The sequence below is a fragment of the Psychrobacter sp. SWN149 genome (genome assembly GCF_015864565.1).
In the GTDB taxonomy this organism is placed as follows: Bacteria; Pseudomonadota; Gammaproteobacteria; order Pseudomonadales; family Moraxellaceae; genus Psychrobacter.
The window spans coordinates 347,312-373,361 of sequence record NZ_JADYWX010000001.1; the positions used below are offsets into that span (position 1 = coordinate 347,312).

Sequence of the window (26,050 nt, forward strand, 5' to 3'; positions counted from 1 at the left end):
AGCCAGCTATTAAATAATAGCGGCTTAATAACAGAAAAATCCTATTAACCAATTAAGCAGGTAACATCACTTCTGAGTTAAAAGACTTTAGCTTTTCATAACGTAGCTCACAACGCTCTTGAGGATCTAAATCTTTAATCTCATCAAGCTGTTCAGTAATCAATGCTTTTAGGGCATTCATCACCGGCTGTGGCTGAATATGTGCGCCTTCACCTTCTTCGATAACGGCATCAATCAAACCCATTTGATACAGGTTGATGGCGTTTAACTTTAGCGCTTCACTAGCGTCTTGTGCTTTTTCAGCGGTTTTCCATAGGATAGAAGCACAGCCTTCAGGAGAGATCACTGAGTAAATGCTGTTTTGTAGCATATTTACTTTATCACCGACACCAATCGCCAATGCGCCACCTGAGCCGCCTTCACCAATGATAGTCACAATCACAGGCACTTTAAGGCTAGAGAATACAGCGATACTCTCTGCAATCGCTTGCGCCTGCCCGCGCTCTTCTGCACCAATACCAGGGTAAGCACCTTGGGTATCCACAAAGGTCATCACCGGAATATTAAAGCGCTCAGCCATTTTGACCAAACGAATCACTTTGCGATAGCCTTCAGGATTGGCCATACCAAAGTTATGAGCAATACGCTCACGGGTGCTACGACCACGATGCTGACCAATTACCATCACAGGCTGGCCATCAAAACGAGCCAAGCCACCCAAAATGGCTTTGTCATCGGCAAAAGCACGGTCGCCATGCAACTCGTCAAATTCGGTAAAAAGCTGATTAACATAGTCCATAAATAATGGACGCTTGGCGTGTCGTGCAAGCTGCACACTATCCCAGACAGTGCTCATAGACGCTTTCCTTTAATAATTATACTTAATGTATTTATGTTTAAGAATAATATCGTTATCCGTATTCAGATAATGAAAGTACAGTTGTAAACTCAATAGAAGCTATAGTAGCACATCTTATATAGCATGACATTATCGACAACGCCGCTTTTGTTACGTTAACCTTTAACTCGGTAATTACAATGGTAACTGTTCAATCTCTTGCGTCTCAGCGCTCATTGCTGCTGCCGTTTGCACATCAACGTCTTGAGTCTCAATCTCTTGAGCATCAACCGCTGGCGTCTCAACCACGCTAAGCTGTATGCCCCACTTAGCGAATTGGTCAATCTCGGTACGCAAATCTGCCAGCAAGAACGCGTAATGCTCACTGCTATCAGCCAAGGTAATCTGCCAGCTGTTTTCAGCCACTACCTTTAGTTCTAGCTCTGGTAGCTCATAATCACTGCGGCTATGATGAGCCAGAACCGCGAGGCGCAACAGTAAGCAGAGATAAACCAGCTGGTCGCCGCCGATCTGACAAGTTTGTTCTAGCATATCGGCTTTGAGCTTGCGGCGATGATTGAGCATCAGCTGCGCCATGCGCTTTTGATCCACTTGCGAAAACCCTGGAATGTCAGAATATTCTAGCAAATAAGCACTGTGCTTGTGATAGCTGCTGTGACTGATTGCCAGCCCTATCTCATGTAAGAATGCTGCTCGTCTGAGCAAATCACAGTCATCATTGGTCAGCGCAAGCTTATCTTTGACTTGTTCAAATAAATGACGGCTGGTCTTGACCACTTGTTTGGCCTGCTTTTTATCCCCTGAATAACGCTTGATCAATGCTAATACACTGCGGTCACGCACATCTTCGCTAGCAAAACGACCGAGCATGTCGTACATGACGCCTTCACGTAACGCACCATCTGAGTAAATAATGGTCTCAACGCCCAACACTTTCATCACAGCACGCAGCACTGCCACGCCTGCAGGGAACACGGCTTTACGATGTTCTTTGACGCCTTCTAATTCAATATCATCAATATTGCCAATCTTAATCAGCAACTTCTCTAATTTTTTGACACCTTTATAAGTGATGCGCTCTTGCTCATCAGCCCAGCCTTTTGACACGAGGACATTACGTACCGCTTTAATCGTCCCACTTGAGCCAACCACACTGCTCCAGCCTGTCTTTTGGTAACGACCATTGATGGCTAAGACTTCTTTGCGCGCGCCTGAAATAGCACTGTTGAAAGCTTCTTTGGTGATTAGCCCATCAGCAAAAAACTTTTGGGTAAAAGACACACAGCCCATCTGTAAGCTCTCTGTCAATAACGGGTCGAACTCTTGGCCAATAATGAACTCTGTTGAACCACCACCAATATCCATAACCAAGCGTTTATCGCTACTCTCATTGGTATGTGAGACGCCCAAATAAATCAAACGCGCCTCTTCACGGCCAGCGATAATCTCAATAGGCTTTGGCAAAATTTTATTGGCACGGGAAATAAAGTCATTGGCATTTTTGGCTTGACGCAACGCATTGGTCGCAACCACACGAATACGCTCTGGAGGCACTGAGTCCAAGCGCGCCACGAACCGACTCAAACAATCAAGGCCACGCTGCTCGGCTGCTGCGCTTAGAATGTTATTCTCATCTAATCCAGCGGCGAGCTGTACCTTTTCAGACATAGAGACTACTTTTCGCACTTCCCCGTGATCAAGACGAGCAATGGCCAAATGGAAACTGTTGGAACCAATATCAATGGCTGCCATCATTTCATCATCGCTGAGAGGCGGATTTGTAAGATAGTCAATAGGCATAGGACAAGTCATCACCGTGTTAGAGAGAGTGGATAGTTTACCAAAATCACGTGCTATATAGTTATAAAATCACATGTACAGAGAAAAGTAGCAACCACAGAAATCAGGGCAATTTTGTCATTAAAGCATTTATGCTGAACACTCGCAAGCGATGCAAAACTGTACCGGGGACATCAAGAAGTGACCTATGACTCAAAAGGTGTCGGCTCAGCATCTAGCGCTTGTGTTACTCATATCGGTTTGCTACATTGAAAGCTATCAATATCATGATAAAAAACCGTTATTTACAGATGTTCTACCTGTACAACTTACAGCAAAAATCACCAGTTAATCGATTGAAAATCATCTGTAAGTAATAGTTATCAAACCCACCAGCAAGGAAGCTAGTCACATGAACCAGACCACCACAAAAGACGCTACCCAAAATACTGAGACCCCTATCAGCAGCGCTAAAAAGGACATGGTAAAAACCGAAAAAGTATTGGAACAGCCATTTTATGATTTCTATTTGAATGAGCATCAAAACATGGCTTGCCGTCGCTTGCATTTCGCAGGTAGTAGTTTTGGTTTATTGGGACTCGCAAAGTCTGTAAAAACTGGCTCAGCCAAACCTTTATTGAAAGGCATCGCGGCTGGATATGCTTGCGCATGGGTCGGGCATTTTTTCTTTGAAAAAAACAAACCAGCCTCTTTTAAATCTCCTCTAAAGAGTTTTGTCAGTGATTTCCGAATGTATAGCGATGTGGTGCGCGGTAACTTGAGCCTGAAGGATCGCAAATTTGATAAAGCACGATAAGATTCAATCGTTGTATACAGCACGCATTAAAAAACTGGGTTGCTAAAAATAGCAGCCCAGTTTTTTGTTCGTTTTCATCAGTGAAATGACGTCTTTATTTATCGCAAAGACTTACGTAGTATTTTACCGACTGCCGTTTTAGGCAACTCGTTAATAAACACATAAGACTGCGGACGCTTATAGCCAGTCAAACGCTCAATAGCAAAAGCCGCCAGTTCATCAGCCGTTAAACTTGGGTCTTTTTTAACCACAAAGGCTTTCGGTACTTCACCGCTGTGCTTGTCTTCAACCCCAATGACGGCCACTTCTAGCACTTTTGGATGCTCAGTTAATGCGGCCTCTACTTCATTAGGATAAACGTTAAATCCTGAGACCAGTATCATGTCTTTTTTACGATCGACGAGTGTCAAAAAACCATCATGATCCATGACGCCAATATCGCCAGATTTAAAATAGCCATCTTCAGTAAAGGTATCTGCATTATCCTTTTGCCAATAGCCTTGCATCACTTGTGGTCCTTTGATGCCGACTTCTCCAGGTGTTCCGATCGCACATGAAGATCCATTTTCGTCAATGATTTTGATATTCATCATTGCTAACGGCAGACCAACGCTACCATTAAAAGTCGTAATCCCTGGTGGATTGAACGAGATTACCGGTGCTGTCTCAGACATTCCATAACCTTCATGAATCATCATGCCCGTCACTTGTTGCCACTGATCAGATACCGCTTTGATGATGGCGGTGCCACCACCGATAGATAAGGCCAATCGACTAAAATCAAGGCCAGCAAATTTTGGATGATTGAGCATACCAATAAACAAGGTATTTACAGAAGGAATGACATGCGGACGATGCTGCTCAATAGTATTGACTAGCCCATCGATATCACGTGGATTGGTAACCAATATATCCTCCCACCCACCATACATACCGAGCAAACCGCACACGGTAAATGAGAAGATATGATAAAGCGGTAAAGGATTCAGTATCTTGATCTGCTCGCTACGACCCACTTCAATTGCCTTGCCAAACATCGCATAACACTGACAGATATTAGCCATGACATTATAATGTGTCAGCATGGCGCCTTTTGGCTTACCAGTCGTGCCGCCTGTATATTGTAATAATGCCAAATCCTCACGCTCGATAGTCACAGGCTGATATTGCTCAGCGTGGTATGTATTTATGATATGCGCAAAGCTTACATTCTGCTCTGAGATATCGTTTGTAGCATTATCGTTTGCAACATTATCGGCTGTGGTTTGGTTGGTTTGGTTGAATTGACGAGTAGTATCAGCTGAGTCTTTAAGTTGGGTAAGTAAGGCAATATCGTTATCAGTAGGTTCAGCATTTGGATTGACAGAACAATGTACCACCAGTGATAGCTGCGATTTCACTGCATCGTCTAATTGATCGAAAGCGGCTGTCATTCCATCAAGGACAACCAGCACGCTAACTTGAGCATCCGTCAGTTGGTGTGCCAATTCATAATGAGTGTACATTGGATTGACGTTTACCAGTACGGTGCCTGAGCGCAAACAGCCAAGCAGCACGACTGCATACTGCAATATATTGGGCAGTTGTACCGCGACACGATCGCCCTTGTTGATTCCTTTTGCTTGTAAAAAAGCAGCAAAGCGGCGACTGGCAATATCCAATTGTGCAAAGGTAAGCGTAGCGGGCCCCATACTAAAAGCCACAGAATCACGATGCTGATCTATCTTGGGTTGCAATAAATCTAGCAGATTATGCTTGCCCTCTAACACATCTAGATTATTTCTTAGTCCGTGTTTCTCATACGAGGCTTGCCATAACGGTGGCGTATTACTGCTAGGCATATCATTGGTACTGGTAGTCATGAGTTAGCGTCCTTGCTGAGTATGTTTTTCTCAGCATAGCACACTCTAATCATGATTTTTTAAGCGGCTGAGTCACTTTATCAGGTCTGTTATTAGCAGTATTTTTGGTTTATACATATCGCTTTTTATGACCAATATACAGAACAAAAACTCAGCTCGACTAGCTTAAAAATGTAGATGTAATCGAACATACACATTTACCAAACCCCTCATAAATTCAAGATATAGCCGAGATATAACCATGTTATGCTAATCGCCCGTTCATACCAGTAAAGAGGTTATATGATTATCATGAGCCCTATTAAAAAAGTCGGCTGTCTTGCTTTACTGTCAACAGGATTATTTTTCAGTGCTCAAGCATCTGCAACAACCACTACCTGCGATAAGGCTCGTACTCAAGCCGATCTTAACAACTGTGTTGCAGCTCAGCTGGCCGTAGAAGACAAAAAATTGAACCAGTCTTACCGTGATTTTCAGCGCTTACTTAACAGCTCTGAGAAAAAAGAACTAAAAGCAGTACAATTATCATGGATTGATTTTAGAGACAAAGCTTGTCAGTTTTCTGCCAGTCCAGTTCGTGGCGGTAGTGCTTACCCAATGGCGCTCAATGGTTGTTTGACCACTTATACAAAACAACGACGCGTACAGTTAGACACCGATATTAAAAATATCAAAAGTAAGTAGATGATTTTAGAAAATAAGTAGTCATAAAGAATTAGCCATAAAAAAACCAGCACCTCTTAAGGTACTGGTTTTTTTATGGCTTTGATTGTTTTGATGAGTGCTACTTATGACGTTGAGTCAGAATAAATTAAGCACTGGCCATTTCAGCAAATATCTCATCAGCCGCTTTGATTGACGCATCAATGTCTTCATCGCTATGCTTGATAGACATAAAACCTGCTTCATATGCAGAAGGTGCTAAGTAAATACCACGATCTAGCATGCCATGAAAGAAAGTATTAAATACCGTCATATCACACTCTGTCACGTCATCAAAGTTCTGAGGCACAGTGGTCGCATTGTCTCTGACGAAGAACATGCCAAACATGCCGCCCAATTTATTGGTACGCAGGTTGATACCATGCTTGTCAGCCGCCGCTTGGAAACCGTCTACCAGACGATCAACTTTCGCGGCTAGTTCATCATAAAAACCATCTGCCGTTAAGTCTTCAAACATGGCAATACCAGCGCGCATTGCTAGCGGGTTGCCTGATAACGTGCCAGCCTGATAGACACCGCCAAGTGGCGCGATACAAGACATGACTTCTTTTTTACCGCCGAAAGCACCAACAGGTAAACCTGCACCGATGATTTTGCCAAAGCAAGTCAGATCAGGGTCAATACCAAAGTGTGCTTGCGCGCCGCCAAGTCCGACGCGAAAGCCAGTCATGACTTCATCAAAGATTAAGACTGCGCCATTGGCAGTACACTCGGCACGCAACGTATCATGGAACTCTTGCGTTGGGATGACCATGTTCATGTTGCCAGCGATTGGCTCTAAGATAACGCAAGCGACTTCTTCGCCCCATTTCTCAAAGCAGTCTTTGATCGCTTGCGGATCATTATAAGGAATCGTAATCGTGTGCTTAGCAAAATCAGCAGGTACGCCTTTTGAAGTTGGTTCACCGATATCGACCATACCAGAACCTGCTTTTACTAGTAGGCTATCTGAATGTCCATGATAGCAGCCTTCAAACTTCACGATTTTGTCACGCTGGGTATAACCACGCGCCAAGCGAATCGCACTCATGGTCGCTTCTGTACCTGAGCTGGTCATACGAATCATCTCCACGCTAGGAACGATTTCGCAAATCTTATCTGCAACTGTGGTTTCAAACGGTGTAGGCGTACCAAAGCTTAAACCATCATCAGCAGCTTTTTTCACCGCATCAATGACTTTTGGATGTGCATGACCCAAAATCATCGGGCCCCAAGAGCCGACATAATCGATATAGGCATTGTCTTCGGTGTCATAAATCTTGCTACCATTGGCGCGGTGCATAAAGATTGGCGTACCACCGACCCCTGCAAAGGCACGGACTGGCGAGTTGACGCCGCCTGGAATGTGTTTACTGGCTTGTGCAAAGAGCTGTTCGTTTTTAGTACTCATAGTTATTCTCTACTTATAGGTTCTATGTTTTATAACTTCTATATTTTTTGACTAAATGTATATTTTATATTTGTTTATTATAAAATTTTTCAAGCACGTTTGGCTTACTAGGCTTTTTTGACCACAGAAGACTTGAGCTTCATCGGGCCATAGCCATCAAGTTTGCAGTCAATATCATGACCGTCAGTGGCATCTGGCAACAGACGAATACTTTTTGCTTTCGTCCCGACTTTAATCACGATTGAAGAGCCTTTCACTTTTAAGTCTTTGATGACAGTCACGGCGTCGCCATCTTGTAGCTCATTACCCACTGCATCACGAATAACTGCATCTTGCTCTTCAGCTTGCGCAGCATCAGTCTCAGCCGCCGTCCATTCATGAGCACACATTGGACATACCAGTAACGCACCATCTTCATACGTATATTCAGCATCACATTTAGGGCAATTTGGTAAGCTCATTATTTCCTCGGCAGCCATGACAGATTAGGTTTTTACTAGAGCCAACATTGTACCGTAACTGATCATTTTTAACCAATTTATACGGTTGAAAACTGGGTGCTGAGCCCAATTTAATGCTTAAGTTACCACTTAGTGATGACGTTTTTTATGACAGGGTTTTTTGTGGTACTCTTCTTAGCCTCATTTAGATTTATGTGCACATATACTGTCAATGATAAAAGCGCCCGTATAATTTTTTATCGCTTCGATTTACCCACTATATTATTAATAAATAAGCTCTCATCAGAAGGATAATAACAATGACCCAGTCTCCAGACACATCAGCACTGCCGCAGTTTTCACAATTGACCATTCAAGGCGAGGACGCCGAAAAATTCTTTCAAGGACAATTGACCTGTGATGTTACCAAACTTGGGCTTAGCTATCAGGCAGCCGCCATCGGTAACTTAAAAGGCCGTATTGAATTTGGTATTTGGATTAAAAAACAAGCCGAAAAGCAGTATGATGTAGTCATCAGTAGCGACTGCGCTGAGTCATTGCAAGCACACCTTAAAAAGTATGGTGCATTTTCAAAGTTTGAGACCAGTGCACCAGTCGCTATTTATCCTTGTGTCCTAGCAGACGCGCCAACCTTTAGCCATAAAGATGACCATAATACGACTGAGGATACTCAAGCTTGGATGCAGTGCAGTATTGCCACTGGTAACTATTGGATTGTAGCCGCCACTCAAGGCGAGTTCCAACCGCAAGAGCTGCGTCTGCATCAGCGCGGCGGTATGGATTACGACAAAGGCTGCTATCTGGGTCAAGAAGTCATCGCTCGTATTTATTTCAAATCTGCACCCAAAGCATTTTTGCACTATGTACAAGGCACCGGTGAAGCACCAAGCGCAGGTAACAAACTTGATAAAATCCAAGTGGTCAATGCCATGAAAAATGACGAGGGTTTTATAGCTCTTATCGTTGCTCGCCCTGAACAGTTAGCAGAAAGCGATTTGAGCATATTGGACTTGCCAGCTGCTCTACAGGTAGATGTTGCACGTCCAAAATAAAAGTAAATCGGATCAAGCAAGCGACGCAGCAAAGGTGATGGTAGATTAATACAGCGCTACCATCATGATTAACATGAGCATAGAGAATCCTATGACACATATTGCGGTACTCGGAGCAGGCGTGGTGGGCATCACCACCGCATGGTATTTACGTCAAGCAGGCTATGATGTGACTGTGATTGAGCGTGAACCTGCCGCAGGCATGCAAACCTCGTTCGCAAATGGTGGTCAAATATCAGTGTCTCATGCCACGCCTTGGGCCAATCCTGCGACTCCGATGAAAGCGCTCAAATGGTTGTTTAAAGAGGATGCTCCACTACTGTATCGCTTGCGTGCGGATAAAGCGCAGCTCAAATGGGCCATGCAGTTTTTGCAAGAGTGCCGCGCCGATAGAGCCGATGCCAATCTAGTGCAGATGGTACGCTTAGGATTATATTCTAGAGATGCTTTGCAGCAGCTGCGTGCAGATATTGATATTAATTACGAACAACAAACACGCGGCATCATGCATTTTTATACCAATCAGGCAGAATTTGATGCCGCCATCGAACCAACCGAACGCATGCAAGCACTTGGTTGTGAGCGCTACGTAATTGATATCAATAATGCTGTCAGTTTGGAGCCAGCCCTCTACCCAATTGCTCATAAACTGACTGGGGCAACCTATACCAGTCGTGATGAGTCTGGCAACGCCCATCTATTTACCCAACGTTTGGCGCAGCGCTGCATCGATGCAGGCGTAAAGTTCTTATATGATACCGAGATTTTAGCACTCAATGCTGATGCTGATGCTGACTCTGCCCGTCCTCATGTACATAGTATTACTATCCGTCCAAAAGGCGAAAACGCGCAAACTTTCACGGCTGATAGTCATGTGGTCGCGCTTGGCAGCTATAGCGTACCTCTGCTAAAACCTTTGGGCATACACGCGCCAATATTTCCGGCAAAAGGCTATTCGGCTACTTATACCGTCAACCCACGAGCGCCGCATTTAGCGCCTTTTGTTAGCTTGATTGATGATGAGTTTAAACTGGTCACCTCACGATTGGGTGATAAATTACGGGTGGCTGGCACCGCAGAATTTAATGGCTATAACTTAGATCTGAATACCACTCGCTGTGAAGCAATTACTCGGCGTGTACAGCAATTGTTCCCCAAAGGAATTATCGCAAACTCGGTGCAATATTGGACAGGACTGCGCCCGATGACCCCATCGAACGTGCCCCTTATTGGTCGTGCACACTGCGGTCAAGTTAAACATGGTAGTCATAACGCTTCAGCTACTTTTGACAACTTATGGCTCAATACTGGTCATGGTACGCTTGGTTGGACGCATTCTTGTGGTTCTGCAAAAGCCCTTAGTTTATTAATCCAAGGCGAAACCCCTAACGTTGATTTTGACTTTGTGGGTATGAGCACTTAATCAAATAAGCGATAGATTAAGATTTCGTGCAAAAAAGAAGGCGCTTACTATAGGTGAGCGCCTTCTTTTAAATTTAGGGAAAGACTTATATTACTGTGCTACCCATTAAGATTTATGATGCCGTAGCCAATACGTCATCTGTTACTGATTCAAGCGCTTCTAACTGCACAGGCACGCCATTGACGGCTGCATTTCCACTCAGCTGATCGATTAGGGTATCATCTGTCAAATCGTTAACACTCACCCCCGCATGCGCTTGGGCAATCTTTTGCTTGACCCCTTTACGTCCATGACCAAAGCCGTGCGGGATACTGACCACACCTGGCATCAGTTCATCCGTCACTTCTGCTGCAATGATCACACTGCTGATCCGCGAGGTGACTTTTACAGATTGACCATCAACGATACCATGCTGCGCCGCTGTGTCAGGATGCAGCATCAACGTACAACGAGATTTGCCTTTTACCAATCGATGGCTATTGTGCAACCATGAGTTGTTGCTACGCACATGGCGACGGCCAATGAGCAAAATCTCATCATCATTATACTGCTTTACCATCTCTCTCACCCGTGCCAAATCCGCTTGATAGAAATCCACATGAAGATGAATCTGCTTGTCTGCATGCTTGATAGCGTCTGGCAACATACTGTGTAATGGCCCTAAGTCGATACCATGCGGGTTTTCCATGAGTACATCTAACGTGATTTCTTTATAAGGCCCATACTTTAGACCTTGCTCTAAAACAAATTTCGGCCCAAATGCTTTTATCGCTGCACGCTCTTTTTGCGTTGCTTCTGGCGCATCTTTATCCAAACGATCTGCCAGCTCTAAATAAATTTCCCAATCATGTCTCGTCTCTTCTGATCTCTCAAACAAAGCTGGCGAGTATTTGGCGACATTGTGCACCGCAAATCCATTAAACGTCACATCGTAATGGTCACGCTCTAGTGGCGATACAGGCGGCAAGATAATATTGGCATGACGACTGGTCTCGGTCACAAAGTAATCGAGTGACACCATAAACTCTAGTTTTGACAGCGCTTCGTCTAGCTTTTCACCATTTGGTGTACTGAGCACAGGGTTACCTGCAACAGTGACGAACCCTTTTAATTGCCCCTCACCTTCGACCAACATCTCATCTGCCATGGCAACCACAGGGTACTCACCATTAAAATCAGGCAAATTGCTCACGCGGCTGTGGCGTTTACCCAAATAGCCTGGGCCTGAGCTGTTCACAACATCCATTGCAGGGTTGGGGAACATCAATCCACCCACTTCATCTAAGCGCCCTGTGACGATATTAATGACCATCGACAGATACTGGCTCAATAGGCCGAACTCTTGCACCGAAATACCCATTCGGCCATAGCAGACTGAGCTTTCCGCTTCGCAGAATTCTTTGACAATACGTTTGATTTCAGGTGCCGTGATACCTGTAATAGCAGCGACTGACTCAGCTGTGTACTCTTTAGCAAACAGAGCAAGTCGATCAATCTCAGGTGCCAATGCAGCGACTTTGCTATCTAGCTTCGCATAGCCTTGCGCATAGATTTCATTCAGCATCGCGAGTAATAGCAACACGTCTGTCGCGGGGCGAATAAAATGGTGCTCACTAGCGATATCAGCAGTCTCTGTGCGGCGTGGATCAATGACCACCACTTTACCATCACGGGCTTTAATATCTTTTAGCTTTTGGCGCATGTTTGGTGCGGTCATGATACTGCCGTTAGAGGCAAGCGGATTGCCACCAATAATGAGCATGTATTGGGTGTGATTCACATCAGGAACTGGAATACGTAACATATGGCCAAATAAGTGCATACTGACGATATGGTGTGGCAATTGATCGATTGAGGTGGCAGAAAAACGACTGCGAGTTTTTAAGCTAGTGAGTAGCTGTTTGATGGTCAGCATACCGCCCATATTGTGTACGTTAGGGTTACCAAGATATACCCCCAATGCGTTTTGGCCATATTTTTGCTGTACTGATTGAATACCTGCGGCCACTTTATCCAGTGCTTCTGGCCAACTGAGCGTTTTCCAACCATCCGCCGTTCTCTCAACAGGCTGACGCAGACGGTCAGGATCTTCATGCAAATCCTGCAAAGCGGTGGCTTTTGGACAAATATACCCTTGAGAAAAAGGGTCATTTTTATCGCCTTTGATCGATAATACTTTTTCGCCATCATGTTTTATCTCAACACCGCACATCGCCTCGCACAATGTACAAGTTCTAAAATGCGTTTGCTCTTCGCCTAACGTTGGTGTAGCAATGGTTGTGGCCATAATAACTCTCCCTGTTGTGTTTGATTAATCCTAGTTTTTACGATAATAGTTGTCGCTTATTATCGTTATTCACTACTATTGCTTCCGTGCAAAAAATTGGCGAACAGTGCATCAAAGCTGCTGCTTAACGTATCAATCGCTTGCTGCCTTGAGTAGCGCTGCTGATGACAGCCTAATATGAGCTCATGTACTTGTGCAGCAGCAATATCAACACAAAGATTGACAGCGCTGCGTTCACAAGAACGGTTGGATAGCTGCAATCCTTGAATGAATATCTCTGTCCACTCTTCTTGTATCTCGGTGACCAGATTACCCAGTCCATTGTTTAACGAAGATTGGTTTTCTATATTGGCAGTAAACCGAGGGCGATCTTCTAACAAATGCTGAAACAAGGCGATGTTTTGAAAGGCAGAATCAAAAATCATCACCAGGCAGTCCTGACACTGCTGAGTAAACTGCTCTTTGCTTAGAACATCGTAATCTTTGAGCATATCGACCCATGCCAGTCGCATGGGTGATAGGTAGTTGTCTTTTAGCTGAGCGCTCAGCTCGTTTTGTAGCGCGTCTAGGCTATCGAAATGGTTATAAAAACTGGGCTGCGCAATGCCAGCACCTTTGGCCACTTTATTCATGCTCATACCCTGAGCACCTTCTAAGCTGTACAGTCGTAGCGCACTTTTTAGCAGCGCACGTCGCGTTTTGGCTTTTGCCAGCTCGCGCTTTGATTCTATGGGTGCGGTGGTCTCTTGGATTAGTACAGTCACGACACAGGTATCCCTACTTGTTAAACCATTTATTCTACACGTCAGTAATTTATCTACAGTGCTATTGCAGCAAAAAAATGTGATGATAATACTCAAATGCTGACAACTATTATTTCAACTATAAGACTATAGTCATTTAAACAATAAGTCTATAGTCAAACCCATAGCAGAACTCATGCTTCACAAAACAATATTTTTGAGGTTATTATCATGACATCTCCCGTTTTTTCACCTTTTACATTGCCGTGTGGCATCACACTATCCAATCGTTTGGCAAAGGCGGCCATGGAAGAAAACATGGCGGACACAGGCCAGATTCCAAGCGCAGCTTTGTTACGTCTATATCGAGGCTGGGCAAATGGCGGTACAGGATTATTGATTACAGGTAATGTCATGGTCGATGGTCGCGCAATGACTGGGCCCGGTGGAGTCGTATTGAACAAAGATAGTGATATAGCCCCTTTTAGAACGTGGGCGCAGGCTGCCAAGCAAAACGACACGCGCGTTTTAATGCAGCTCAATCATCCAGGTCGCCAAGTGTATGCAGCGATGGGCGGTGATGTATTGTCCCCTTCTGACGTGGCTATGGATTTGGGCAAATACTCTCATTTGTTTAGCAAGCCTCGTGCGATGACCCAATCAGATATCGAGCAGTTGATACAACGGTTTGCTGATACGGCTGTAAAGGCTGAGCAAGCAGGTTTTGATGGTGTGCAGATTCATGCCGCGCATGGCTATCTTATTTCACAGTTTTTATCGCCACTCACCAATAAACGAGACGATCAATACGGTGGCTCGATTGAAAACCGAATGCGTTTACTCATTGAAGTTATCAACGCAGTTCGTGCTCAAGTCTCGCCCAGTTTTGCAGTTGGGGTAAAAATAAATTCGGCAGATTTTCAACGGGGCGGATTTGATGCCAAAGATGCACGGCAGGTTGTTCTGGCCATGAATGAGTTGGCAGTTGATTTGGTCGAGCTGTCTGGTGGCAGTTATGAAAGCCCCGCTATGCAAGGCAATACAGCAGATGGACAGACTCTGCAGCGAGAAGCCTACTTTTTAGACTTTGCAAAGGAGATTGCGCAGGTCGCTACAATGCCTGTCATGACTACCGGTGGCGTTAGACGATTGGCTGTTGCAGAAGATGTGTTGGCTCAAGGAATTGATATCGTCGGTATGGGAACGGCATTGGCCATGAACCCTTCCTTACCCAATGATTGGAAAAAGGACAGCACGCTGAGTGCTCATGACCCCGTTGTACGCTGGAAAGACAAGACAATGAGTGCACTCGCGACTATGGCTGTCATCAAACGCCAACTACAGCGTATGAGTAAAGGCAAGCGACCTAAACCGAATGCCTCACCGATACTCTCGCTCGTTAAGGATCGTATTCGTATAAAGAGACTGACCAAACGTTATCAGCGTTACTTATCGACTCTAGAGAAATAACAGAATCCGTTCATTCTTAATTATGACCAATAAAAAAGAGTAGCTGCTTCATATGCAAACAGTTACTCTTTTTCTAGTTGCTCTTTTTCTACTGGCCATTTTCAATGATAAAATCTGTCAAAATGTTGGGTTAACTCGTCAATCATCATAACGCACAATAGACATAATTTACGATTTATGACTATAGCGACCCTCCAGATAACACACACTGCACGCTCACCATAATTAAGCAACACTATAAACATTGGATGTACAGACACGATTTATAAATGAGCCTATATTTAATACCACAAGGCAGTCAACACTTAGTGAAAATAATAAAAAGGCACGAATAACAATAAGACAGTAAAGATGCCCACTAAATGCCTTTGTTCAACATTACATTATAAAAATAATAAACAATAATAGAATATGCTCCACCTGTTCCACAGAAGTTGATAACAAAGTAAGTATCTGTAAGACTAATAAAACAACCAATAAAAAAGGAATTAACAATGAACGAACATACGCTAAAAGGTGAATGGAACCAAGTAAAAGGGTCAGTAAAGCAGAAATGGGCTGATCTAACGGATGATGATTTGCTACACGTTGAAGGCAGCCGTGACAAGCTGGTCGGCAAAGTCCAAGAGCGCTATGGCCATAGTAAGGATGATGCTGAACGTGAAGTCGATAACTGGCGCCGCGAAAACAAGTACTAAGTAGGCTGTCTTAGAAGACAGTATTTTTAAGATGCCAAGTTCAAAACAGCAAGTTTAACGTAGTAAGCAAAAAACCACATAGGATATTATGTGGTTTTTTTATGGGCGGTTGATAACGGCACACATTAAACTGAGCAATAAATTTGATATTGGTATGATCGGATATGCTAATTAGCATCACCCAGACACGATAAAACCGCATAGCAATGAATTGTTATGCGGTTTTATTGTTAACTATCCATGTTACCTATCACGACTGCTTTCTATGCATCCTTGCATAAATATTCAGTATATTATGATACTGGGCATCCTGCCCTTTTACTACACTACAGCGTTCAGTATTAACTGCTGCTATCAGCACAGGTTATGTGTCCGTATTTCAGCTACCATCGTCATCCTGATTCTGGTAATTGAAACATCATCCTTGATACGGTTAACTCAATCCTTGAGTCACATTCCCTAATGCCGTGTGACTATAATGCCAAACTATCACTGCCATGTTAAGTCGCGTAAACGTCATTGTGTGTAAGCATATGCTTACACGGTTTTAATTATCTTAATGATTACAACTTGTTAACGTAAAAGACACTTAATATAAAGCTTTGTGTCTTACTATGGAGAATGTAAGAAAATATTTCCGAGAAGATAATCTCTGACATTATTAACAATAGAGACTTATCAAAATATTGCTATATAAAGACGCTCTACAACTTATCATGCGGCGAGTGATACTACTATATCTATCACATGCTCTTTGAAAACCTTATAGGATATTGCATTATGGAACCTCTAAAGCTGTTCTCATTTAAGACAACTGTGTCTGCTGGTCTTGTTATTGCATTATTGGGTACTACTGTCGGTTGTACCGTAGTAGGGCCAGGCTATGACAATCAGTCTGTGTATCGCAGTGATAATAATCGCCAAAACGATAGCTTTACCCGTGTCAGCCAGCAATTACGTCAGGACTTGCGCCGTAAAGGCTATCAGGTCATGGACATTAGATCTGACAGTTATCGTGGCGATCGAGCCATCACTGCCTTTGCCAAAAAGGACAACCAAGCTTATGAGCTCAAATATACTTACCCAGCTCTCAGACTCATCAGCTCAAATAAAAGAGCATGGTCAAATAACTGGGAGCAGAACAGCTATAGCAAAGATAATAACCATGACAAGAAAGATAAGTATAAAGGTAATGGCAAATACAAGAATGACAAGCGCTATAAAAAAGACGATGTAGAAGACATGATTAAAAGAGAGTCACGTTACCCAGCGATTCAGCGCCGTGCTGTCAGTAAAGTAAGGTCTATGGGCTATCGTGTCGACAGTATCGACCTTAAAGAAAAAAATAAGCGCGGTGTATTCGAAATTGAGGCAAAACGTGGTTCACAAAAATATGAAATATGGCTGAGCTATCCAAATCTAGACGTTATTAGAGTTAAAAAAGACTGATTGCTTTAAAGCTTATTTGATCAGAGCAATGTTGCAAGTCCGTGCTTTGAAGCCATAGTGCTTCGTTGATCTTATCTGTTTGTGTCTTTAGCCAATTACTTTGCAATGCTCAATCCTTGGTGAGCGGCAGTGCATATATTATGAGGAAATCTTTATGGAAAATTTATCAGCTTCAACGCTCAAAACTGTCGTATCTGGCGGTATTATCGCAGCCGTATTGGCGGTAACGACTGGCTGTGTTACCACACCTAGCGGCTATAATGTCTATGACGACATCTATGGAGATGTCCACAAAGATGATAAAGAGCATAAAAAACACAAAGACAAGCATAAAAAAGCAGATAAAGATGTTTACTCAGCTACTATTGAGCGTCGAGCTGCCAATAAAGTCAGCAGCATGGGATACCGTGTCAAAGACGTGAAATACAAAAAAGGCGATCGAAAAATTAAGGTCGAGGCTGAGCGTGGTCGCGATGATTATAAAATTGAGCTTGGCTACCCAAGCTATAATGTAATTAAGATCAAAAAAGATTAGTGACGTTCTAAATACTTATGATCTCTTTTAGTTTGTATTTAAGACATCATAAGCTTTAAAGCCCAATAGGTCGTTTAATGGCTTGTTGGGTCTTTTTATAACCAGTTTTTCATGTTATGAGCCGATGTTTTAGCTTTATCAACTTAAAAATCTAGCACCTCGATGACGTCATATGCTGGTGTCTCATACGGGTGCGCTGCTTTTAACGCGGCGATAGTCGCAGTAATGAATGCGGCATCGACGACCATCTCAACTCGCCATTCATTGACCGCCTCTAGACTGTCGTGCTTGCCTATGTGCGGGTTACTGCCTGCCAATGGCATAAACTGCCCTACCCCTTGAACTTGCCAACAACACTGCTCGTAATCGCCAATGCTGCCAGCGCCAGCCGTAAATAAAGCATACTTCACTTTGTCTAATGCCTCATCAGGAATAAAAACAGTGAGCTTATACATGGACTTGCCTCTTAAAATAGATTTAAAAAATCATAAAACTGCTACTTCTTGGATAAAGAAGGATGATCGGTCCATATGTAGCGTAATAGCCAGTCTTTGGCATCGCCTGCATAATCAATACCAATACGTGGACGCAGCGACACGGGTGGCTGGCAACCATCATCTTCGACCCAAACGTTTGAGGCTGGCGTGATAGGCTTACCATATAAATCACGGTCAATTTGCAAACGCTTTGTCAGCTTCCCAGGACCTGCAAATTGCTTAGGATGCGTGAGCTGCTGATTTGAGATGAGCTGCTCTTCTTCAATCAAGCGATCACTATCATCCGTCAAAAACCCAGCACGAATCAATACTGATTCAGGCGACTCTGAATGCCCACTAATGAGATTTAGCATATGATGCACACCGTAGGTCAGATAGATATAGAACACACCGCCTTGCTCATACATAATCTCTGTGCGTGCCGTTCGTGACCCTGCATGAGAATGACAGGCTGGATCATGTTGACCGATATAGGCTTCGGTCTCAGAGATACGCATACGTAATATTTTTTCTGATCCATCGCTGTCGGTCAGCTTTCGACACAAGACTTTGCCCACCAAGTCGGCCGCGACCACACAGGTAGGACGAGTAAACCAGCTAGGGCCTAAAACAGTTGATGAGGCAGTAGACATTAGCGCAACCTTTCCTTATTTTATCATCTGATTGATATGACCAAATATTAATAAACGAGTATTAATAAATTAGCATAAAAGTCAGGCAAGGTATTGAAGACAATGTTGGCACTATGTTTGATTTTTTATACAAGTTAAGCTAAAAATTGTGTCTAAAGAGATGATGTTCATAGCGTGTAGTGAACATCAATAGTTATGGCTAGAGAGGATTTTATCACTAAGCATTATTAGTAGATGGATAAGAATCACAACCTGACTTTAGATCCATAGGTCGAGTTTTATGTTGTATGGCGTTTTGCCATATATTTGCCCAGTAAGGGTAAGCAAAATGCTGGTAATTGAAAAGCACCCAATAACGGTAAAAATACCGCACCCATAAAAGGTGCTGTTATGGTGTAAGCAAGTAATACATTGCGGCCACCACACACCAACGCAGCGATAATGGCATTTTCATAGCCAAAACGCCGATATATGATATAAGCCGTAAAATAAAACACCAATGCCAATACCGAGCTTAGCACCAGTAATAACAATGCTTGCCACGGATTATGGTCAAAGGTATCACGAAATCCTGCCATCAGTCCCAGTGGAAACAACATCAGCAGTAAGATATTAAACTGTCCAATTTTGGGATAATAACGTGACAAAATAGTAGGTGAAACGAATCGTCGTACCCCTAACGCTAGCACCATGGGCATAGCAATATAGACTAGCAAACGATTGATATAAGTGCCAATGTCTACATGCGCATTTTTATCGCCTAATAGCCACAATACGCCCAATAATGTACATGGCATAATGAGCGTGGCAGCGATGGTTTTTGCCGTCGCCAGTTGTGCATCAAACCCCACTGCATTGACCAATGCACCACTGCCAAACAATGGGGCCGTGGCACCAAGACCTGCAATAGCCAACAGCCAATCGCCACGTACACCGAGCGCATAAGCAATTAGTATTAAAACCAGACTCATACCCCCGCTTTGTAGTAGGGCAAAAACCCACACATAGCTTGTCGCTATACGTTTTAACAGCGCATATTGGTCAATACCTAATAACGTAAAAAACATCAAGAAGAACAGTATTTGGGGTAAATATACTAATACTGCGTTGGACAAGTTTGGAAAAACAAAGCCCACAATTGCACAAGCTGGCATAATTAATGTGCTATGACGTGCAATAAAACGAAGAAGCATGACCCTTCCTAATAAAAATATTTGTAAAAAAGTGGTTATTACTTTTCTTTTTTACCATCTGTTCTGCAAATAATCCCCACTAGGAAACCCAAATTAATATAACGCCATAAAAAAACTGAGCACATGGCTCAGTTTTTTTTGCTTTACGCTAAACATTGACTACTTAGCTCAGTGGCACACCAATACGGTCAGCGACCTCTTCATACGCTTCGATCACATCACCTAATGACTGACGGAAACGGTCTTTGTCCAGCTTTTTCTTAGTGTTCTTATCCCAGATACGGCAGCCATCTGGTGAGAACTCATCACCTAACACGATACGGTCATGGAAGACACCAAACTCAAGTTTGAAATCAACTAGGATTAGATCACCCTCATCAAACAATGCTTTTAGTACATCATTGACTTGATAGGTAAGCTCTTCCATCTTAGCCAATTGCTCTTTGGTCGCCCAACCAAGCGAAATTGATAAAGACTCATTCACCATCGGATCACCGAGCGCATCATCTTTATAAAACAGCTCATAGGTAGGAGACGTCAATTCTTGGCCTTCTTCTAAGCCCAAACGACGTACCAGACTACCAGCAGCAAAGTTACGGACCACGCACTCAACAGGAATCATATCCAGACGCTTGACCAATACTTCATCGTCAGATAATTGCTTTTCGAAATGCGTTTCGATGCCAGCATCAGACAGTTTTTGCATGATAAACGCATTGAAGCGGTTATTGACCACGCCTTTACGTGCCAATTGTTCGATACGTTTGCCATCAAGCGCTGAGGTATCGTCACGGAAATGTAGAATCAGAAGATCGTTGTCTTCTGTTTCATATACAGATTTGGCTTTACCTTTATACAGCATTTGTTGCTTTTGCATTATGGGGGTTCCTGTTCGTTCAAGCTTATGTGGTAAAAACGCGCAGCTACCACTGACTTTTATTTGACGTTATCGCTTTGATTGTCATAAATAATGATTAAGTCAGTGGTATGGATAAATTTAATTTGAAGAGTTACTGGTTACTCACAGCACGCTGAGGCTTTGGCAATTGGTACTGGTTGCCTGATTCGTTCTGTAGCGTGAGCGTGTTCGCACCTGTATTGGGTGTTGAGTATAAAGGGACAAATGGCGCTGTTTCTTGAGCTGCAGGCAACTCTATCGGCGCAAGCTTTTTGCTTTGCTGATAATCAAGACTGCCGTTATCACGCTTACCAAGCAAGTTTTTGGTGCTTTGGCAACCGCTCAAGACTAAAGTGCTACCCAAAACTAAGGTCAGCATTGCAGGAAATATCTTTGCCGTTGTTGATGATGTTTTCATCATAGTGTCTCTCTGAATTAGCAGTGATGGCTCATTTGGGCGATTGACTTATCATGATAAGTTAACTTGCTACTGGCTTGAATATCAACCATCGAGCTTGTAGCAAGTCTAAAATCGCTGAGTATCAGTTTATAGTATGTTTGCTCGGATCAATGCTTCATCAATAGTCGCATGATGCTGCTCTGCGAGCCAGACGAGTGGCAGACGGATACCTTTATCGATAATGCCCATTTTATGCAAGGCGTACTTGGCTGGGATAGGGCTTGATTCGATAAACAGATCGCGATGCAGATGCTTGACCACGTCATTGATTCTATCTGCAGTATCAAAATCCCCGCGTAAGCCTGCGGAAAAAGTCTCGCTCATGGCTTTGGGTGCTACGTTGGCAGTGACTGAGATATTGCCTTTGCCGCCTACTTTCATTAATTCAAGTGCGGTGCCGTCATCGCCAGATAGGATGACGATTCTATCGCCTACGACTTTGATTAATTGCTCGCCGCGGCTGACAGAGCCTGTCGCATCTTTAATCGCCACGATATTATCGATATCAGCCAAACGTTCTACTGTTTCTTGAGCGATATCAACGACTGTACGTCCTGGCACGTTATAGAGCATCTGCGGAATGTTCACCGCTTGAGCAATGGCTTTATAGTGTTGATACAGGCCTTCTTGAGGCGGTTTATTATAATAAGGCGCAACCAATAATGCACAATCTGCACCAGCGTCTGCTGCATCTTGAGTCAGCTTGATGGCTTCCATCGTATTATTAGCACCCGTACCTGCGATGACTGGTACACGACCTTTGACATGCTGCACAAAGTAGCGAATGACATCGCTGTGCTCTTGCATAGATAGGGTTGCCGACTCACCGGTAGTACCGACAGCGACAAGGGAATGGGTGCCTTGCTCAATCTGCCAGTCTATGAGATCTGCCAGACGTTTATAATCAACCTTACCGTCAGGGTGCATGGGCGTTACCAAGGCTACCATTGAACCTTGTAATCGGGTTTTGATCTCGTCGTATGCTGTGCTCATAGCCATGCCTTACTATATTATCCTAGCTTTTATAAAAGCTGTCACATGATAGGTCGTATGCAAGTGCCAAAAATCGCTTATATATTGATAAACGGTCATGGTCATATCTTGCCTGATGATGATGCTACGTCTTTATCTACTTATATCTAGTTATAATAGTGACAAAGATACTCCGTATCCACGTCAATATCGGCATTGTCTATATAGATGACTGCAAGTATCTCTCAGACGGCCAAAACATAATCATAAAAACGCCTGTTAGTGTAGCATATTTTGGTTTGACCGCTATCAATCAATTGATGCGCAATAGATAAATTGCATGCAAAAAACATACAGTGATTTGGATACCAAAAGCCATAAATATTCGGCCAAACCCTTATAGCTAAATGGACTTATGCATGGGCATCAACATCACATCATACACAATCTCTGATGAGACTTTTGAATATGATTAACGAATCGTCAACACGTCAATCGTGGGGCGATACAGACGAAACGGCAAACCACGTGTGCCAATGCCACTGCTGACAAATATTTGTGCACTGGCATGCTGGTATAAACCGCGAGGTTTACCCATGCGGCTGTTATTAAGAAGCGTCGATTGCTCATGGCTACGCTGAATGTCTTTTTGCTTGTGTGCCAGCCATATGTTTTTTTGGATGGCTTTTGCAGCACCCGTAATCAATAAGGGACGTGGCTGTAAAGCTTTTGGCAAATCACTAATACTATCAAATCGTGAGCCCAAAATAATGACAGGGCTTATGGCATTGGCAATTTCGGCACCGAGCGTGGCTTTGTCAGTCGTGTTTGCCGCTGCACTATCTTGATTGGTATCCGGAAAATCTTGCCAGCCACACAGTATCGCGACCATCGCTCTATTTAGAGTGTCCTGCTCGATGATATCCTTGTCATCTGATTTAGCGATTGGATTCACCGCTGATTTTTTATGGGTAGATCCAGCAGACGTAAGTGGCAATGAGGTACATTGCTGACCAATATAGTTGATATCTAACACATCAAACGTACTGGCCAAGGTATCTTCTAATAATGGCTGACCTTGCTTGGTCGTATTTATAGACTGATAGTTTAAATCAGAAGTACTCATCACGGTATAAACAGGTTTATTCACCCCTTTAAACAGCATGAGCTGCCCTACCAGATCGGCACTTGGGTAATACAACCAGTCACCAGTAATCAATACCGCATCTGCCGATAGAGCATTAATAGTGGTCACGAGCTTACGAATATGGCGCGGCTTGCCACCATATATGCCAATGCGTAAGTCTGACAATACCGCTACCTTTAGAGAGGTCGACAAATCCAAATCGATGGCATGATGCTCTAACCGTAAGCGATTGGGCTGTATCACCACGGTATAAAAGTACAGACCCATCAGTGAGAGTGCTACCAGCAGTAGCGATAATGGCATCTGGCCTAACACTGATACCGACATTGAATCTTGCGACCACACCATCATTAATAACACCGCCCAGAAAGGCATGGTATAGGCGGCATAATACAAGGCTAACTTGAGCCAAATACGCATAAAACGGTTGGTTGGATTGGCATTGAACGTTTGTAGCCCTGACCACAGTACGGTATACGCTAGCAATGCTGCTGACGTGTAGACAATGAACGTGTGAAGTGCGGGGTCAGTCATAATTACCTAGCTGTTGCATAGTGCAATGAGCCTATCTAGAGACTCATTGCACATGAGAGCGTGTTGAATGTGCCATACCTCACCCAAATAATGGGTTGTGATATAGGATACATTCTCAGCCATTTTATAAAAAATCAAACATTATAGAGGTCGAGCTCTACGATAGACAAGTACAATTGTTAATAGCTACTGTCATGATTGCTGCTAAATAGTGTACTCACCAGTGTCGCTATTCAATGCGCAGGCCAATAATCGCAGGGATGCCCTGACGGATGATTTCGATGGTGACCACGCCTTTTTGGGGAAGTGATGAGATTGCACCTGAAAAATCCGTGACTTGTTTAATAGGTTTTTGGTGAAAATTGGTAATCACATCTCCAGCCAAAATGCCTGAGCGTGCTGCCAATCCAGTCGGATCGACCATCGTCACCAGAATGCCTGTCTTATTATCGACGGCAATCTCTGCTTGCTCATCTGGTGTCAAATCACGCAAACGTAACCCGAGCTGCACATCATTACTCTGCTGATCGCCACTTTGTGCTCGGACGTCATCAGGGGCATAAGTGAGCTTACCACTGACCGTCATTTTTTTACCATTGCGCTGAATGTAGGCTCGAAAGGCATCATTTGGACGGGCGCGATTCAGTAGGTTTAATAGATCAGCGGCTTGCATGATCTGCACATCATTGTATTGCAAGATAACATCGCCAGGTTTCAGTCCTGACTTTTGCGCTGGCGAATCTGGCGAGACACGAGTCAGTAGAGCACCTTGAGGTTTATCTAACTGATATGCCTCGGCCAGATTACGATCGATATCTTGTGGGTAAATACCCATATAGGCACGGGTCACTTCACCATTAGTCTTGAGCTGCTCATAGATGTCCATAGCCGCATCGATTGGAATAGAGAATGACAGCCCCATGTATCCGCCAGTCCCACTAAAGATACGCGAATTAATACCAATCACCTCACCACGCTGATTGAATAAGGGACCACCTGAGTTGCCAGGATTCAGTGCCACATCCGTCTGAATAAAGGGCACACTGGTCTCACGCGAGAAGCTACGAGATTTTGCACTCACGATGCCAGCGGAGGCTGAGTAGTCAAAACCAAAAGGTGAACCAATCGCTAAGACTGGCTCTCCTACTTTTAAGACATTCGAGTCGCCAATTGGTAATGCTGGGAACTGTTTGCCTTCAACCTTTAATACAGCCACATCTGAGCGCTCATCGCTCCCGACCAACGTCGCATCAAGCTCTGTTCTGTCATTGAGGGTAACGGTTATTTTGTCAGCGCCTTCGATCACATGATGATTGGTCAGCATATAACCATCCGTTGTGACAAAAAAAGCCGTCCCATAAGCATGTTCAATCGCTGGCGTGGCCGCTCGATCAGGGATACGCACACGATCACCAAAAAACTGTCGTAACAACTCTGCCGTTTGCGCCTTGGCAAGCTCAGCCTCACTCACGGTTTTGGTGACGTTCACGCGAGCAACGGCGGGCGTGACCTGTTGAACCAGACCAGAGAAGTCAGCTGTGGTCACTGCTGCCTGCGCACTGTTTATCGTCGTGACATTGATACCAGCAATCATCACAGTACTGACAGTAAATGCCAGCATGCTGCTTTGTAGCCAGTGCTGTATTCCGACAGCACTCTGTCTGTTAGGCGTATTGATAGGCATCTCGTCTTCCTTATGAGTCATCGTTGTTATAGGTGATAGCCACAGCTCTATTGATAGCGATAGGCAGTTGAACTTGCTACAGGCATTCTGATTTCTACTTACTGGCTTACTGATTGCTACTTATTGACAGTCATCGCTTGCAGCGTGCATGACAAACGCCGCTACTGTATGATGAATAAAAACGTTATCTTGAGCTGTTCTCCATCATGCAGAATAACCCAAGGCACAGCGATTTCATACTGACTTTGTATAACTTTATGGCGACAAGATGATATCGTGGCCAGCGCTGTCTACCTAGGGATAAAATAAAACCGTGCTATGATGACAAGCAATACCATTAATTGAATAAACAAAAATCAGCTACTTACTGATGTGGTTGGTCATGCGTTTATCTAACTGATTGACACCGGCTTTATTTTCTCTCTTTTGTATTTTTAGAGCCGCACTATTTATCTAGCGGTGCTTTTGTCTTTGCTACTTTATAC

23 protein-coding genes are annotated in these 26,050 nt (G+C 43.8%); 8 read left to right on the forward strand and 15 right to left on the reverse strand.

All coding sequences use genetic code 11. The features are described from left to right. Positions 1-52: 52 nt before the first annotated feature. Together I6E86_RS01430 and ppx are read right to left on the reverse strand one after the other, a co-directional pair. Positions 53-856, reverse strand: a complete 804-nt coding sequence (locus I6E86_RS01430; protein WP_057758024.1) for an acetyl-CoA carboxylase carboxyltransferase subunit alpha — start codon at positions 854-856, stop codon at positions 53-55. A 177-nt stretch (positions 857-1,033) separates the two neighbouring features. After that, complete coding sequence (ppx, locus tag I6E86_RS01435) at positions 1,034-2,659, reverse strand: exopolyphosphatase (protein WP_197174752.1); 1,626 nt, start codon at positions 2,657-2,659, stop codon at positions 1,034-1,036. Between the two features lie 460 nt (positions 2,660-3,119). Between ppx and I6E86_RS01440 the strand changes: the two genes are divergently transcribed. Further along, positions 3,120-3,455, forward strand: coding sequence for a DUF962 domain-containing protein (locus I6E86_RS01440; protein WP_227680493.1), 336 nt, complete (start codon positions 3,120-3,122; stop codon positions 3,453-3,455). Between the two features lie 98 nt (positions 3,456-3,553). Here I6E86_RS01440 and I6E86_RS01445 read toward each other — a convergent pair whose 3' ends face one another. Continuing rightward, a complete protein-coding gene (locus I6E86_RS01445; protein WP_197174754.1) occupies positions 3,554-5,317 on the reverse strand; it encodes an AMP-binding protein in 1,764 nt (587 codons plus the stop codon). A gap of 282 nt (positions 5,318-5,599) precedes the next feature. Between I6E86_RS01445 and I6E86_RS01450 the strand changes: the two genes are divergently transcribed. Beyond that, on the forward strand, positions 5,600-6,001 hold the full coding sequence (locus I6E86_RS01450) for a lysozyme inhibitor LprI family protein (protein ID WP_197174755.1): 402 nt from the start codon (positions 5,600-5,602) through the stop codon (positions 5,999-6,001). Between the two features lie 127 nt (positions 6,002-6,128). Here I6E86_RS01450 and hemL read toward each other — a convergent pair whose 3' ends face one another. Both hemL and I6E86_RS01460 read right to left on the reverse strand, forming a co-directional pair. Then, positions 6,129-7,430, reverse strand: coding sequence for a glutamate-1-semialdehyde 2,1-aminomutase (hemL, locus tag I6E86_RS01455; RefSeq protein ID WP_197174756.1), 1,302 nt, complete (start codon positions 7,428-7,430; stop codon positions 6,129-6,131). 107 nt (positions 7,431-7,537) lie between these two features. Next, entirely contained in the window at positions 7,538-7,891 is a 354-nt protein-coding gene (locus I6E86_RS01460; RefSeq protein WP_110921964.1) for a zinc ribbon domain-containing protein YjdM, read from the reverse strand. 299 nt (positions 7,892-8,190) lie between these two features. Here I6E86_RS01460 and I6E86_RS01465 point away from each other — a divergent pair, with 299 nt between their 5' ends. Together I6E86_RS01465 and I6E86_RS01470 are read left to right on the forward strand one after the other, a co-directional pair. Then, positions 8,191-8,943 carry a YgfZ/GcvT domain-containing protein gene (locus tag I6E86_RS01465; protein ID WP_197174757.1) on the forward strand — a complete coding sequence of 251 codons (753 nt, stop codon included), beginning with the start codon at positions 8,191-8,193 and terminating at the stop codon, positions 8,941-8,943. Between the two features lie 91 nt (positions 8,944-9,034). Next, on the forward strand, positions 9,035-10,366 hold the full coding sequence (locus tag I6E86_RS01470; RefSeq protein ID WP_197174758.1) for a D-amino acid dehydrogenase: 1,332 nt from the start codon (positions 9,035-9,037) through the stop codon (positions 10,364-10,366). A 112-nt stretch (positions 10,367-10,478) separates the two neighbouring features. Here the strand turns inward: I6E86_RS01470 and I6E86_RS01475 are convergent, their stop codons facing one another. Next, on the reverse strand, positions 10,479-12,653 hold the full coding sequence (locus I6E86_RS01475; protein WP_197174759.1) for a molybdopterin oxidoreductase family protein: 2,175 nt from the start codon (positions 12,651-12,653) through the stop codon (positions 10,479-10,481). A 65-nt stretch (positions 12,654-12,718) separates the two neighbouring features. Beyond that, entirely contained in the window at positions 12,719-13,417 is a 699-nt protein-coding gene (locus tag I6E86_RS01480; protein ID WP_197174760.1) for a TetR/AcrR family transcriptional regulator, read from the reverse strand. 210 nt (positions 13,418-13,627) lie between these two features. On the opposite strand from I6E86_RS01480, the gene I6E86_RS01485 reads away from it, so the two are divergent. The 4 genes from I6E86_RS01485 (at position 13,628) to I6E86_RS01500 (ending at position 17,548) form a co-directional block, all read left to right on the forward strand. Further along, positions 13,628-14,866 (forward strand): NADH:flavin oxidoreductase/NADH oxidase family protein, encoded by a 1,239-nt coding sequence (locus I6E86_RS01485; RefSeq protein WP_197174761.1) that lies wholly within the window; start codon positions 13,628-13,630, stop codon positions 14,864-14,866. A gap of 494 nt (positions 14,867-15,360) precedes the next feature. Continuing rightward, positions 15,361-15,564: a CsbD family protein gene (locus I6E86_RS01490; RefSeq protein ID WP_197174762.1), complete on the forward strand. Its 204-nt coding sequence runs from the start codon at positions 15,361-15,363 to the stop codon at positions 15,562-15,564. 780 nt (positions 15,565-16,344) lie between these two features. Next, positions 16,345-17,013 (forward strand): hypothetical protein, encoded by a 669-nt coding sequence (locus I6E86_RS01495; RefSeq protein WP_197174763.1) that lies wholly within the window; start codon positions 16,345-16,347, stop codon positions 17,011-17,013. A 154-nt stretch (positions 17,014-17,167) separates the two neighbouring features. Then, positions 17,168-17,548, forward strand: a complete 381-nt coding sequence (locus I6E86_RS01500) for a hypothetical protein (protein WP_197174764.1) — start codon at positions 17,168-17,170, stop codon at positions 17,546-17,548. Positions 17,549-17,691: 143 nt separating this feature from the next. Here I6E86_RS01500 and I6E86_RS01505 read toward each other — a convergent pair whose 3' ends face one another. From I6E86_RS01505 to I6E86_RS01540, 8 genes are all read right to left on the reverse strand, one after another. Next, a complete protein-coding gene (locus tag I6E86_RS01505; protein ID WP_197174765.1) occupies positions 17,692-18,003 on the reverse strand; it encodes an NGG1p interacting factor NIF3 in 312 nt (103 codons plus the stop codon). 41 nt (positions 18,004-18,044) lie between these two features. Further along, positions 18,045-18,677: a DNA-3-methyladenine glycosylase gene (locus I6E86_RS01510; RefSeq protein ID WP_197174766.1), complete on the reverse strand. Its 633-nt coding sequence runs from the start codon at positions 18,675-18,677 to the stop codon at positions 18,045-18,047. 278 nt (positions 18,678-18,955) lie between these two features. After that, entirely contained in the window at positions 18,956-19,870 is a 915-nt protein-coding gene (locus I6E86_RS01515; RefSeq protein ID WP_194363474.1) for a lantibiotic ABC transporter permease, read from the reverse strand. A gap of 163 nt (positions 19,871-20,033) precedes the next feature. Beyond that, a complete protein-coding gene (gene purC, locus I6E86_RS01520; RefSeq protein ID WP_194363473.1) occupies positions 20,034-20,747 on the reverse strand; it encodes a phosphoribosylaminoimidazolesuccinocarboxamide synthase in 714 nt (237 codons plus the stop codon). Positions 20,748-20,880: 133 nt separating this feature from the next. Then, positions 20,881-21,189, reverse strand: coding sequence for a hypothetical protein (locus I6E86_RS01525; RefSeq protein WP_227680470.1), 309 nt, complete (start codon positions 21,187-21,189; stop codon positions 20,881-20,883). 126 nt (positions 21,190-21,315) lie between these two features. Next, positions 21,316-22,221, reverse strand: coding sequence for a 4-hydroxy-tetrahydrodipicolinate synthase (gene dapA / locus I6E86_RS01530; RefSeq protein ID WP_197174767.1), 906 nt, complete (start codon positions 22,219-22,221; stop codon positions 21,316-21,318). Positions 22,222-22,672: 451 nt separating this feature from the next. Next, positions 22,673-23,881 carry a hypothetical protein gene (locus I6E86_RS01535; RefSeq protein WP_197174768.1) on the reverse strand — a complete coding sequence of 403 codons (1,209 nt, stop codon included), beginning with the start codon at positions 23,879-23,881 and terminating at the stop codon, positions 22,673-22,675. Between the two features lie 229 nt (positions 23,882-24,110). Further along, a complete protein-coding gene (locus I6E86_RS01540; RefSeq protein WP_197175008.1) occupies positions 24,111-25,502 on the reverse strand; it encodes a Do family serine endopeptidase in 1,392 nt (463 codons plus the stop codon). Positions 25,503-26,050: the final 548 nt, after the last annotated feature.

What these genes read in the sequence shown, in the direction of transcription:
- I6E86_RS01430 (WP_057758024.1), bottom strand. Translation starts at nt 856, where the DNA reads ATGAGCACTGTCTGGGATAGTGTGCAGCTTGCACGACACGCCAAGCGT.
- ppx (WP_197174752.1), bottom strand. Translation starts at nt 2,659, where the DNA reads ATGCCTATTGACTATCTTACAAATCCGCCTCTCAGCGATGATGAAATG.
- I6E86_RS01440 (WP_227680493.1), top strand. Translation starts at nt 3,120, where the DNA reads ATGGTAAAAACCGAAAAAGTATTGGAACAGCCATTTTATGATTTCTAT.
- I6E86_RS01445 (WP_197174754.1), bottom strand. Translation starts at nt 5,317, where the DNA reads ATGACTACCAGTACCAATGATATGCCTAGCAGTAATACGCCACCGTTA.
- I6E86_RS01450 (WP_197174755.1), top strand. Translation starts at nt 5,600, where the DNA reads ATGATTATCATGAGCCCTATTAAAAAAGTCGGCTGTCTTGCTTTACTG.
- hemL (WP_197174756.1), bottom strand. Translation starts at nt 7,430, where the DNA reads ATGAGTACTAAAAACGAACAGCTCTTTGCACAAGCCAGTAAACACATT.
- I6E86_RS01460 (WP_110921964.1), bottom strand. Translation starts at nt 7,891, where the DNA reads ATGAGCTTACCAAATTGCCCTAAATGTGATGCTGAATATACGTATGAA.
- I6E86_RS01465 (WP_197174757.1), top strand. Translation starts at nt 8,191, where the DNA reads ATGACCCAGTCTCCAGACACATCAGCACTGCCGCAGTTTTCACAATTG.
- I6E86_RS01470 (WP_197174758.1), top strand. Translation starts at nt 9,035, where the DNA reads ATGACACATATTGCGGTACTCGGAGCAGGCGTGGTGGGCATCACCACC.
- I6E86_RS01475 (WP_197174759.1), bottom strand. Translation starts at nt 12,653, where the DNA reads ATGGCCACAACCATTGCTACACCAACGTTAGGCGAAGAGCAAACGCAT.
- I6E86_RS01485 (WP_197174761.1), top strand. Translation starts at nt 13,628, where the DNA reads ATGACATCTCCCGTTTTTTCACCTTTTACATTGCCGTGTGGCATCACA.
- I6E86_RS01490 (WP_197174762.1), top strand. Translation starts at nt 15,361, where the DNA reads ATGAACGAACATACGCTAAAAGGTGAATGGAACCAAGTAAAAGGGTCA.
- I6E86_RS01495 (WP_197174763.1), top strand. Translation starts at nt 16,345, where the DNA reads ATGGAACCTCTAAAGCTGTTCTCATTTAAGACAACTGTGTCTGCTGGT.
- I6E86_RS01500 (WP_197174764.1), top strand. Translation starts at nt 17,168, where the DNA reads ATGGAAAATTTATCAGCTTCAACGCTCAAAACTGTCGTATCTGGCGGT.
- I6E86_RS01505 (WP_197174765.1), bottom strand. Translation starts at nt 18,003, where the DNA reads ATGTATAAGCTCACTGTTTTTATTCCTGATGAGGCATTAGACAAAGTG.
- I6E86_RS01510 (WP_197174766.1), bottom strand. Translation starts at nt 18,677, where the DNA reads ATGTCTACTGCCTCATCAACTGTTTTAGGCCCTAGCTGGTTTACTCGT.
- I6E86_RS01515 (WP_194363474.1), bottom strand. Translation starts at nt 19,870, where the DNA reads ATGCTTCTTCGTTTTATTGCACGTCATAGCACATTAATTATGCCAGCT.
- purC (WP_194363473.1), bottom strand. Translation starts at nt 20,747, where the DNA reads ATGCAAAAGCAACAAATGCTGTATAAAGGTAAAGCCAAATCTGTATAT.
- I6E86_RS01525 (WP_227680470.1), bottom strand. Translation starts at nt 21,189, where the DNA reads ATGATGAAAACATCATCAACAACGGCAAAGATATTTCCTGCAATGCTG.
- dapA (WP_197174767.1), bottom strand. Translation starts at nt 22,221, where the DNA reads ATGAGCACAGCATACGACGAGATCAAAACCCGATTACAAGGTTCAATG.
- I6E86_RS01535 (WP_197174768.1), bottom strand. Translation starts at nt 23,881, where the DNA reads ATGACTGACCCCGCACTTCACACGTTCATTGTCTACACGTCAGCAGCA.
- I6E86_RS01540 (WP_197175008.1), bottom strand. Translation starts at nt 25,502, where the DNA reads ATGCTGGCATTTACTGTCAGTACTGTGATGATTGCTGGTATCAATGTC.